This is a genomic window from Flavobacterium defluvii (assembly GCF_900129555.1).
In the GTDB taxonomy this organism is placed as follows: Bacteria; Bacteroidota; Bacteroidia; order Flavobacteriales; family Flavobacteriaceae; genus Flavobacterium; species Flavobacterium defluvii.
Genome location: NZ_FQWC01000004.1, coordinates 153,030 through 164,823, shown reverse-complemented (window position 1 = coordinate 164,823; position 11,794 = coordinate 153,030). Strand labels below are relative to the sequence as shown.

Sequence of the window (11,794 nt, the reverse complement as noted above, 5' to 3'; positions counted from 1 at the left end):
AATGAACTTTACAAAGGCGTAAAGTGTATTGTTTGATTACTATCAGGAAGCGGTTTCTTTTTTACATATCGTTTTACTACGAACTGTCGTAAAAGAAAAAGCCTTCGTGATATTTTATGAAGTTTTGTAAGGCGGTCATTTTTATTCTATTGATAAGGTTCAATAGTAAAACAGCCTTGACGTAGATTACCCTACCAAAGAATTGATTTTTTTTCTAAAAAATGTAAGATTTTTAAAATCTGAACCCGAAGAAAATTATAATGAAACTCTAAAACTCAGATTAGGAGTTCTTTGCAGGGAAAAAGTTTCGACTTCTTCTATAGAATTTGTCAGCGAACTTATTCTGTAATATTCGCTGATTTCGTTTTTTCTGTTGAGAATATTTAGAATAGAAATTCCTAATTTATACTGAATCCCATTCTCTGATTCCCACTTGTATGTAGTAGAAAAGTTAATCTGCGAGAAAATATGCAGATTAGTATTATTAGGTTTATTATAAACCAAAGTAGGATTTGAAGGATCAATTAATGCATTATTAGGCGAAGTTTTCGGTCTGCCCGAAGTCCACTTTGTGCCCAAAGCAATTTTAAAATTATTTTTCTCATAAATTCCCGCCCACGACGCTGTGTGCATTACCTCAAAATTGTTCGGAAAAATTGGGTATTCATAATCTGGAAAATGATAATTATTATGATTATACGTGTAGCTGAGCCAGGTAAGAAAATGGTTCATTCTTTTCTGAACCAGCATTTCTGTTCCCCAAACTTCATAATCGCCGGTTGTTTTAACAAACTCTAACTGGTTTTGAAAACCCTGGCTCGAAGTGGTAATTCCGTTTACTTTTTTATAAAAATTCTCGATATCAAACAGCCAGTCATTTTTTATGTAAGTTAAATTTAAAGATAACTGTCTGCTTTTTTGAATAGGAATTGTCGAATTATTTGAAATAATCCAGCGTCTTTTTTCAATTCCGAAATAATCTTTCTGCAAGTCGATAATTTGCTGCGAGTTTTGACTTTTAAGTTCGCCCAGTAATTCCAGATTTAGATTTTTATTAATCCCGTAACCAAATTGTATGCGTGGCTCAACAATCGATTTTTTAAATTTTTCGATGTAATTAATTCGCGTTCCCACTTTAAAATATATTCTGGAAATGGTATCGTTGTATTTTGCTTCCAAAATTAAAGCGTGCGTTCTCAGCACTTCTTTTACTTTTCTATAGAAATCAGGATTTGTTACGTTTTCCAGATTAGTAACTCCAATTTCATTAAACTGATAACCGTCATTAAAAGTAAATTTAGAATTAATGATATGATTATTTTCAAGATTGATTCCGTTATTATTTACTGTATTTTCCTGAATTACAATTTGTCCTTCGCTGTTAGACTGATTGCCCAAAAGTTCGTAAGCCGAATTATAAACATTGACTTTAGTAGTGTTGAAATCGTTCCAGTTTCGTTTCCAGGCTAGATTTCCGCCATAATTCTGCTGACGTAAAATATTATTTTCAGATCTGTTTATATCGTAAAAAGTAGCACTCTGAAAAACCTCAAGATTGTCTTTTATTGTAATTAAATCTAAAATGATTTGATCTTTGATCCCTATTTTTTGCGCATATTTTAGGGTAACGTCATAAAAATTAAATTTCTTGTCGCTGCGATAATCGACATTTTGTTTATCTGAAAAATCAGTAATGGTTGTGTTTTGAAATACTTTATTGAAATATTCCTTGTAAGTTGGAGTTTCTACAAAATCAGTAATTGATTTACGGGCAGCAACTTCTATATAACTTTTTTTAGAAAGATTGTATTTTCCGTAAACATCAGCATTGATCATATTGATACCTGCGCTAAACGAGTTTTTCTCAGCCGTTTCTGGTGTAGAAGAAATCGCAACAACGCTCGATACACTTTCTCCGTAAAAAGCAGAACTTCCGTTTTTATAAATCGAAATCGTATGTGCTAAATTAGGATTGAATGCCGATATTAAACCAAAAAAATGTCCCGTTTGAAACATTCTGATTCCATTCCACAAAAATAAATTCTGATCGTGCGTGCCGCCGCGCACATTGATACTCGAAACACTTTCGTCTATACTGTTTACACCTGGAATTTGCTGCATCGTTTGCAAAGCGTCGGGTTCTATAAGTCCCGGAAGAATACCAAATTTCTTGGGTTTGATTTCAAAAGAACCGTCTTTGTTTTTCGAAATTCCCGAAGCCAGTATAGCATTTGTTTTAATTTCTTTGAGTTCGGTAATTTCAGGTTCTAATAGTATTTGAAGACAGTTTTTAGAATTGGGATTTACGGTTACAATTTTTTTTGTAACAAAACCTACGTGACTAATGAAAAATATTTCGGCATCTTCTTCTTTAAACTCAAAATAACCGTTTGAATTTGTTGTAACCTGATTTTTATTTGACAGATTAATATTTGCGTTTTCAATAGGTTTTTTATCGGTAGAAGAAAAAACATAACCGCAGATTATTTGAGATTCATTTTCTCTTTTATATATATTGATGAATTTATTTCCAATATTTTCAAAAGACAAATGCGTTTTTTCGGCCAGATATTCAAGTTTTTGTTCTAAGGAAAGCGACTTTTTTGGTGGAATTAATTCCTGTCCGGCAATATTATCTTCGGTATAATTAAAGCTAACCTGATGCTGTTTTTCAATATCAATTATTATTTTTTTAAAAGGCACAAGTTTCCCTTTGTCCTGAGCAAAACTATTTAGGACAAGGAAAAAAAGAAAAAACAAAAAATGAAATTGTTTGGGGAGCAACATTTATTTTTCGTCAAAAATTATTTTATTTTTTGAGACTTGTCTGGCCTCTAAGCGATACGTTGTACTAATAATCTGCAAGGCTGTATTTAAATCTTTAGCGGGCAATTTCCCTGTAAATAATGATGTTGTGTCTTTTGTATTTAATTCTATTTGAATGTTATATTGTCTTTCAACTTCGTCAAGAATACTTTTGATATCTTCTTTATAGAAACCTATTTGGTTTTCGATCCATTCCGGTTGTGCTGTATGTACAGTAATGTTAATCTGTTTTCCGTTTTCAAAACTCACGCTTTGTCCGTGCGTTAATAAAATTTGAGTTTTAGCATAATTTACTTTTACGCGACCTTCGTAACACACGACATCAAATCTGTTTTTTCTGGCTTTTACGTTAAACTGCGTTCCTAAAACCGTTACTTTTCCAAGATTCGTTTCGACTTCAAATTTTTTACCTTTTGCCACTCTAAAATAAGCTTCACCTTTTAAATCCAGGTGCCTGTGATTATCCCAGTCCCATTTTTTATAATTTATTTCAGAACCCGAGTTTAATACAACTTCAGAATTGTCAGGCAATGAAAAAGTGGTCTTTTTTCCAAAATCTGCCGTTTCGGTTTCAGACACAAAAAACTTCATTGCAAAGGTTATTCCCAATGCCAAAACAAATATTGCCGCCGCTCTAAATATCCAGTTTTTGTATAGCGGAATGACTTTTTGACCCGCTTTTTTCTGACTTAGAATATTAGACAGCATAACATTTTCATCAAAACTATCAACTTCTAAATGAACTGTATAATTTTTGATTTTTTGATATTTTTCAAAATCTGGGCTTGCCTCAAATTCAGCCAGTTCATCCGGAGATAAATCATCGTTGAGCCATTTTGCCAGTAAGCGATTTTTTTTCATTTTGTTGTGCTATTATAATTAAAACAATTAGATCTTATTTTACCCTACTTTTTATAAATCAATTTCTTTACGCAGACTTAACAACGCGAGATGAATCCTTTTTTCTACCGCTTTCACGCTGATATCCAGTTCTAAAGCGATTTCGCTGTATTTCTTTCCATCTATTCTGTGCATTAAAAAAGCAACGCGTTGTTTTTCGTTTAAGTTTTCGATGGCTTTTAAAAGTTTTGTCTGAAATTGTTTTTCTTCCAAAAGATATTCGGGACTTTCATTGGTTTTATCCAAACCCGTGAAGTTTTTTTCGTATTTTAAAACTACTTTTTGATGTGCAATGTGGTTTAGACTGCTGTTGTTTGCAATGGTATATACATAAGACTTTGCTTTTTCAAGCGGCACAGCAGCACAGTTTTGCCAAAGTTTTACAAAAGCTTCCTGCGTTACATCTTCGGCCAGTTCGGCATTTCCAAACTTATAAAGCAGAAAATTTCGAAGCGCTTTTACATGGCTTTTAAAAAATGACGAAAAAATTATTTCGTCGCAAGTGTCTGATTGGTTTTTAGTTGGCATTTATATTTGTGATTGGTATGATGCAAAAGTATTTGTTTTTAGTTTAAGTAGGGTAAAAGCGCAGCTGATTGTTTTATAGAAACACGAAATACTAATTTCGAGTAATAATTTTAAATTAAGAATATGAAACAGAACCTTTTGAAGACGAATTTATTAAAAAACAGTTTCTTAAAATTTATTACCTTTGTAAAAATATAAATATGTTCCCTTTTAAAAAATATTTATCAATAACAGCAGTTTTACTTGTCTTGTTATCCTGCCAAAATGAATCTGACGATCAGGATAATACTGCACAGGGAACAATTACAAGTGCTTCGCCTCTTACGTCTTATCTCCAAAGAGTTGCCATGGTGCCCACGGTGCAGGACAATGTAATCGACGGTTCGACTTACTGTACTATAAAACTGCCGTATACAGTTACCGTAAACAACACTCAAATTGCCGTAAATACTACTGCAGATTATCAAAAAGTGATAGACAATATCAATGCAAACAATTACGATGATGATATTGTAAAAATAGATTTTCCGGTAACGATGATCTATTATAATTATATTCAAAAACAAATTCCGAATCAGGCTGATTTTGATACTTTAATCGATTATTGGAACCAATATCCTGATCTTCTTTCTAAAATTAACGGACTCAATATTAATTATCCGATAACAATAAATATCTACAACAGCGCCACTCAGGCCGGAAGTTCTCAGACAATAATAAGCGATCAGGCTTTTTTTAATTTTATAAAAAATCTCAATGCGAGTCAGTATATTTCTTTAAAATATCCAATTTCTATTGTCGATTATCAGGGGCAGACAAAATCAGTTACAAGCAATTTAGATTTCGAAAATGCCATAAAATATGCGATCGATTACTGCCCTGAAAACAATATTGTATCGCTGGATTTGAATAATGTTATTACAAAAGGTTCCTGGGAAATTCCGTATTATTTTAATGATTCTGAAAAAACTTCAGCTTACAGCGGATATTCATTTGTATTTAAAAGTGATAATACGGTCGTTGCTTCAAAAGGCGCGGCTAGTGAAACTGGTCAATGGGAAACTTCGGTTCAAAATAATGTTAGAGAATTAAAACTGACTTTTGGTTCGGTATTACTTGGAAATTTAAATAACAGCTGGAAATTGTTTGAATTTAATAATTCGCAAATCCGACTTCGAGATGTAAGCGCCAGCACGAATTATCTTTACTTTGAAAAACAATAAATTAGATTAAAAATGAAAACTGACCGTACAATTTGGTTTGAATTATACGGCCAGAATTCGGAGTTAACTAATCATAAATCATTATTAATAGGGCGTAAAGGTCAAATAATCTAAATTCATATTACCGTTTTCTACGATATGCAATGTGAGCAATTGTGTTCCTTTTTCTAATGTAATCGTTCCAATATTTTCTAAACTGTTCCAATGATGCCATTGTCTCCAGGCAACAGGATCATTATCGTCGTGTGTAGAAACAATTTTCATGTTTCCTGTGGTGTCTTTTCCGTTTACAGCAATCGAAATTAATCCGTCACCATTTGCGGTATATAAAACACCAATTTTATAAGTGCCGGATTTTTTAACCTCAACCGTATAATTAATCCATTCCGTTGGCTGTGTCCAGCCTACATAAAGCTGTTTCATTTTAATCGGAACTTTGGTATAAGGCGTGTCGTCAATACTATCTGTTTTGGTATACGAAATATCAACACCTTCTTTTATTCTGAATTCGTTTAAAGGATTTCCGTTTACCGGATTCAGTTTCCCACTTCCGTTATTCACCTCATCCGTATCGTGATACGCAATTCCTTCACCTCCCAAATCATAAAACTCGCATTCTATTTTTCCGGGAATCTGCTGTTTTTTATACGATTTTGATGTTTGTGCAAAAGCAGAAATACAACTCATCAAAACAACCAAATTCAGAAATAACAATACTTTTTTCATAGTAGCCAATTTTAAAATTAACGTATTTCTAAAGTTGCGATAGAATGCGCCGGACTTGTTATTTTCGAAGCTTTTCCTTTTATCCATAGAAAATATTCTACATCATTCTCAGATTGGTTCATAACCACAACTTCAAGATTATTATCCTGATTTACAAAAGCTGTTGACAAAAGTTTATTACTGCTCGAATTACAAGCGATACGTTTTGCGCCCGGTTTAATAAATTTGGAAAAATGTCCTAAATAATAATATCCGTTTGTATAAATCAGTTTTCCGGTTTTTAAATCAGCGTGAATAGGCGACATACAAAAGTTCTGAACATGATTTGGTCCGCCTTTTGCATCAAGCAAAATATTCCAGTCTGTCCAGGCAACCGTTCCGATATTAAAATCGTTAATCATCGACATTCCGTATTTTTCACCGTAACTCCATTCAGTCAATAATTTTTGGTCAAAATCTGCAGCGCAGCCTTCAGTAAGAATAAGTGGTTTATAAGGAAAAGCTTCTGCAACGCGGCGTTCACCTTCAAAGTTCATTCCGTTTTTCAACCAGTCTTCGTACCAGTGATATCCAATTCCCCAAACATATTTGGCAGCATCTTTATCTTCTAAAACCGTGCTGACACGCTGATACATTAAATCACGATTGTGATCCCACATAATCAGTTTCTTTTTAGACATTCCGGCTTTTTGCATCGTTGGGCCAAGAAAGTTTTTGATAAAGTCACGTTCTTCTTCGGCTGTAAAAATGCAAGATTCCCATTTTTGAACCGCCATTGGTTCGTTCTGAACGGTGTAACCCCAAATAGGAATTCCTTCTTTTTCGTATTCATTAATAAATTTTACAAAAAAGTTAGCCCAGCTTTGGTGGTACTCTGGTTTTAAAGAACCGCCCTGTAAAACATTATTATTGGTTTTCATCCATGCCGGCGGACTCCATGGCGAAGCGTATAAAGTTAATTTTCCTCCGGCTTTTGCAATTGCTTCTTTAATCAACGGAATTCTGTATTTTCTGTCGTGGCTGATGTCGAAGGTTTTTAAGTCTTTGTCACCTTCGGCAATATAACTGTAAATGTCACTTGAGAAATCACAACTTTGCATATTGGTTCTGGCCAAAGTATAGCCAATCCCTTTCTCTTTATCGTAATAAGCGGTCAGGATTTCTTCTTGTTTATCTTTTGGAAGCGCATAAAAAACTTCTGCAGAAGCATCTGTAAGTGCGCCGCCAATTCCCAATAAAGTTTGGTAGGTTTTTGATGGATCAACAAAAACAGAAGTTTCTTTTTCCGTAGGCTGAGGTTTGTCAAAAAACGATAAAGTTTCAGTTTTAGTTAATTTATTATCGGTGTTTTTTGCCGTTACAAAAACCGTTACACTTTTATAATCAGTCGCTTTGGTCTGTTTTTTCTGCGCCGATAAACCCGCCGCCAGAAAACCGGATAACATGATGGTCAGGCATGTATTGAATTGGTATATTTTCATAATTATGGTTAAATAGTTAATATCATTTTTAAGCTAGAATACTATCGATTTTCTGAAGTTCGTCTACAGAAAAAGCAGTATTTTTAAGACATCCAACAGAATCTAAAACCTGCTCTGGTCTGCTTGCGCCAATGATTACCGAACTGATTCGATTGTCTTTTAAAACCCATGACAAAGCCATTTGCGCCAGACTCTGCCCGCGTTCTAAAGCCATTTCATTTAGCTGACGAACTTTTGCAATATTTTCTGGTGTAATGGCATCCTGTTCAATTGCTCCGTTTCCGCGGTGTGCGTTTGCTCTTGAATTTTCAGGAATTCCGTTTAAATATTTATTCGTAAGAAGTCCTTGTGCCAAAGGCGAAAAAGCGATGCTGCCAACTCCGTTAAGTTCCAAAACATCCAGTAAGCCATCTTCAATAGTACGTTCCAGCATAGAATATTTAGGCTGATGAATTAAGCATGGTGTTCCTAATTCTTTTAAAATGTTAGTTGCTTTTTGGGTTTCTTCGGGATTGTAACTTGAAATTCCCACATAAAGTGCTTTTCCCTGACGAACAATTAAATCTAGTGTCGCCATGGTTTCTTCTAATGGTGTATTTGGGTCTGGTCTATGATGATAAAAAATATCGACATAATCTAATCCGAGACGGGAAAGGCTTTGGTCTAAACTCGCAATTAAATGTTTTTTTGATCCCCAGTCACCATAGGGCCCGTCCCACATAGGCCATCCGGCTTTGCTGGAAATAACAAGTTCATCACGGAAAGGTTTGAAATCTTCTTTGAATAATTGTCCAAAAGTTTGCTCTGCAGATCCCGCCGGCGGACCATAATTATTAGCTAAATCAAAATGACAAATGCCATTGTCAAAAGCAGTGTGTAAAATGTTTCGGGCGTTTTCGATACTGTCGATCGCGCCAAAGTTGTGCCACAACCCAAGAGAAAGGGCAGGAAGCATTAATCCGCTGTTTCCACAGCGACGGTATTCCATTTTTTGATATCGGTTTGAATCAGGTATGTAGCTCATTTTTTAATTTTAATTGTTTTGAAGTATAATTTTTAAACACATAGAAACATAGATTTTATTAGTGTATAAAGGCGTTTCACTTGCATTAGTAAACATAAGCTATGTGTGAATAATTTATTATTTTTTTAAATCTTTTTTAAATACTTATAAACCTATGTTTCTATGTGTTAAAAAATATCTGTTTGTTATATTCAACAAGTTGGTTATTATATTTTTTTGAATGCTTTTATTACAATTTCTAAATCAGAAACCCCTCTAAATCCGCTGAAACCAACAGAAAGTTTTGTTCCGTCAGACAAAGTCAAAGGTTGTCCGCCCTGCCAGCCAATAAGATCCGGAGCATCGATTCCGTTTGCGTTTTCGTCTACAATATTATTAAAAACCAATTTTTCATAATCGCCTGTTTTTACTCCGGTAAGCCAAACCTGACTGGCTTTTGTCCAGGCAATTTTATACGATTGTCTTTTTCTGGCTTTGTCATTTCCGTACATGCGGCCGTAAACGGTTCCTTCTTCGTCGATAATGCATACTGCTACATTTCCATTTGAAATTACTTTGTCTTCCTGAATTTCCATATAGCCAGGAATCAGATCTTCAATAGCCAATAAAGCCAGAGCAATTCTTAAGTGTAGAATTTGATCATTCATTATTTTGATTTGTAAATTGTTAGGGATTTCAAAGATGAAATATTTTGTTTCCTAATTTCTTAAACTAGATCAAGAAATATTAATAAATAAATCATCTTATATTTACATTTTGAAAATCAATTAAAATGTTTGATAAAATACGAGAATATCTTTCGAGAACCGTCCGTCTTACGGAAAAGGAACTTAAAATTTTTGAAAACAGTCTCGAATTGAGAATGGTCCCAAAAAAAACTATTTTATTAAGTGCAGGCGAAATATGCAATTTTGAAGCTTATATTAATAAAGGCTGTATTCGCGAATATTTTATTGATGGCAACGGAATTGAACTGACTTTGCAATTTGCTACCGAAGATTGGTGGGTGAGTGATATTACAAGTTTTGAAGATCAGATTCCGAGTGATATGTATATTGAAGCGCTTGAAGACTGCGAATTACTGGTTTTAACCCGTCAGGCAAAAGAAAATTTGATAAACGAAGTTCCGCAGTTAGAAAGAATGTTCCGATTGATGATTCAGAGGCATTTGTCTAAATTACAAAAGCGATTGTTTAAAACCGTTTCTGCAACGGCAATGGATCAATATATAGAATTTGTAACGCGTTATCCTATGATTTCACAAAGAGTTTCGCAGCAATATATCGCTTCTTATTTAGGAATTACGCCTGAATTTTTAAGCCGATTGCGGGCGAAGCATTTGAAAAATGGTTAGATTAAATCTTAATTTTTTAAAATTGAAAAGAATAAAAAACTCCATTATTGCTAATGGAGTTTTTAGTTTTTATGCCTTGAAATTTTTTAATTCCAGATTTCATTCATTTCTGTCAAAATAATTGGTTTTCCATCAGTAACAATAATTGTATGCTCGTGCTGTGCCATAAAACCGCCTTTATTTCCTGCCATTGTCCAGCCGTCTTTTTGAGTTTCGGCAATGGTTGAAGTTGTTGAGATAAAAGTTTCAATCGCAACAACAGAATTTTTCTTAAATCGGGTTAAGTTAAATTTATCTCTGTAATTGGCAATTTCGTGCGGAGCTTCATGCAGACCTCTTCCAATTCCGTGACCAGTTAAGTTTTTGATGACTTTGTAACCTCTTTTTTTGGCTTCGGTTTCCATTATAAAACCAATATCCGAAATACGAACACCGCCTTTTATATTATAAATTGCTTTTCGCAGAATTTCCTTTGAAGCTTCAATCAGTTTTTGATGACGGTTTATATCTTCGCCAATAACAAACGAACCTCCGTTATCTGAAAAGAAACCGTTTAATTCTGCCGAAACATCAATATTGATTAAATCGCCTTCTTTAAGTATTCTTTTATCAGAAGGGATTCCGTGGCAAAATTCTTTATTGACGCTGATACAAGTCCAGCCGGGAAAACCATACGTAACAAATGGTGCCGATTTTGCTCCGAAGTCTTTCAGGATTTTTCCGCCATATTCGTCAAGTTCTTTAGTTGAAATTCCGGGTTTGGCATAATTTCTCATTTCTTTTAAAGTGTAAGCTACAGCTTCACTTGCCTTTTTCATTCCGATTAATTCTGCTTCTGTTGTTATGGACATGGTGTTTTAATTTAAACTCCTGCTAATATATAACTATTTTTTGCGATTTATTTTGTAAGAAGGAGATATGAGATTTCACACTTTCTTCCCCAATTTCAAAACATCCGAAGGAGCAAACCCATATTTCTTTTTAAAAGCAAAAGAAAAATGAGAGAGATCTTCAAAACCAAGATCAAGGTAAATATCAGAAGGTTTTTTGCCTTTCTTTTCCATCAAAAAATAACCTTCTTTCAATCTGCGTTGAATGAGCCAGCGGCTTGGCGTATCCGAAAAAATAGCAACGAAATCACGTTTAAAAGCCGAAATACTTCTTCCGGTTAAATACGCAAAACGTTCCATGCTGATGTTGAACTTATAATTTCGATTCATATACGCTTCGAGATCGATTTTTTGAGGTGGTGCAAAATCAAATAAAATATCTGTCAGCTGCGGATTTTCTTTTAGCAGAATCAAAAGCAGTTCTTCACGTTTTATATTCGAAAAAGTTTCATCGATTTCGCCTCCGTCATTATAATACGGCATCAGCGAAAGAATGAAATTAGGAACCAGATTTGTTTTCTTTAAAGCAGCAAATGCCGCGTCATCTTCACTTTTTTGAGCTTTGATTTTATGTTTTTCGGCAAAAATTTTTAAAAATGCAGTATCAAAAATCACGACAACTTTTTCAAACTCTCCGTCTTGTTTTTGTTTGTTGTATCTCGCCAGATGATTTTTTCGGGCAATGCAGTATTCGCCCGGTTTTAGGTTGTATTTATTAACGCCGTCATAACCTTCAATCGAGCCTTTTGCCAGATACAAAAAGAAATGTTCTGCAATAAAATGTTCCGGTGATATTTCGGGACCTATATAACAACTTTTGATTTCTGTATATTTCATGACAA

11 protein-coding genes are annotated in these 11,794 nt (G+C 34.1%); 2 read left to right on the top strand and 9 right to left on the bottom strand.

The window, feature by feature from the left end:
- Nucleotides 1–255 precede the first annotated feature (255 nt).
- Genes BUC29_RS11145 through BUC29_RS11135 form a run of 3 tightly spaced genes read right to left on the bottom strand, consistent with a single transcriptional unit; the run spans nt 256 to nt 4,254 of the window.
- Complete coding sequence (locus BUC29_RS11145) at nt 256–2,760, bottom strand: carboxypeptidase-like regulatory domain-containing protein (RefSeq protein ID WP_244160820.1); 2,505 nt, start codon at nt 2,758–2,760, stop codon at nt 256–258.
- Between the two features lie 27 nt (nt 2,761–2,787).
- Nucleotides 2,788–3,687, bottom strand: a complete 900-nt coding sequence (locus BUC29_RS11140) for a FecR family protein (RefSeq protein ID WP_073416255.1) — start codon at nt 3,685–3,687, stop codon at nt 2,788–2,790.
- Between the two features lie 51 nt (nt 3,688–3,738).
- Nucleotides 3,739–4,254 (bottom strand): RNA polymerase sigma factor, encoded by a 516-nt coding sequence (locus BUC29_RS11135; protein ID WP_073416254.1) that lies wholly within the window; start codon nt 4,252–4,254, stop codon nt 3,739–3,741.
- A 200-nt stretch (nt 4,255–4,454) separates the two neighbouring features.
- Between BUC29_RS11135 and BUC29_RS11130 the strand changes: the two genes are divergently transcribed.
- A complete protein-coding gene (locus BUC29_RS11130; RefSeq protein WP_073416253.1) occupies nt 4,455–5,477 on the top strand; it encodes a hypothetical protein in 1,023 nt (340 codons plus the stop codon).
- A gap of 84 nt (nt 5,478–5,561) precedes the next feature.
- Here BUC29_RS11130 and BUC29_RS11125 read toward each other — a convergent pair whose 3' ends face one another.
- From BUC29_RS11125 to BUC29_RS11110, 4 genes are all read right to left on the bottom strand, one after another.
- Nucleotides 5,562–6,203: a delta endotoxin C-terminal domain-containing protein gene (locus BUC29_RS11125; RefSeq protein ID WP_073416252.1), complete on the bottom strand. Its 642-nt coding sequence runs from the start codon at nt 6,201–6,203 to the stop codon at nt 5,562–5,564.
- A gap of 17 nt (nt 6,204–6,220) precedes the next feature.
- Nucleotides 6,221–7,684, bottom strand: a complete 1,464-nt coding sequence (locus BUC29_RS11120; RefSeq protein WP_073416251.1) for a glycoside hydrolase family 30 protein — start codon at nt 7,682–7,684, stop codon at nt 6,221–6,223.
- A gap of 28 nt (nt 7,685–7,712) precedes the next feature.
- The gene (gene mgrA / locus BUC29_RS11115) at nt 7,713–8,708 is read right to left on the bottom strand and encodes an L-glyceraldehyde 3-phosphate reductase (protein ID WP_073416250.1); all 996 of its coding nucleotides are present in this window, start codon (nt 8,706–8,708) and stop codon (nt 7,713–7,715) included.
- A 206-nt stretch (nt 8,709–8,914) separates the two neighbouring features.
- On the bottom strand, nt 8,915–9,355 hold the full coding sequence (locus BUC29_RS11110) for a GlcG/HbpS family heme-binding protein (protein ID WP_139260486.1): 441 nt from the start codon (nt 9,353–9,355) through the stop codon (nt 8,915–8,917).
- 125 nt (nt 9,356–9,480) lie between these two features.
- On the opposite strand from BUC29_RS11110, the gene BUC29_RS11105 reads away from it, so the two are divergent.
- Nucleotides 9,481–10,062 carry a Crp/Fnr family transcriptional regulator gene (locus BUC29_RS11105; RefSeq protein WP_073416248.1) on the top strand — a complete coding sequence of 194 codons (582 nt, stop codon included), beginning with the start codon at nt 9,481–9,483 and terminating at the stop codon, nt 10,060–10,062.
- An 86-nt stretch (nt 10,063–10,148) separates the two neighbouring features.
- Here the strand turns inward: BUC29_RS11105 and map are convergent, their stop codons facing one another.
- On the bottom strand, nt 10,149–10,913 hold the full coding sequence (gene map, locus BUC29_RS11100; RefSeq protein WP_073416247.1) for a type I methionyl aminopeptidase: 765 nt from the start codon (nt 10,911–10,913) through the stop codon (nt 10,149–10,151).
- A gap of 75 nt (nt 10,914–10,988) precedes the next feature.
- Nucleotides 10,989–11,789, bottom strand: a complete 801-nt coding sequence (locus BUC29_RS11095; protein ID WP_073416246.1) for a helix-turn-helix domain-containing protein — start codon at nt 11,787–11,789, stop codon at nt 10,989–10,991.
- Nucleotides 11,790–11,794: the final 5 nt, after the last annotated feature.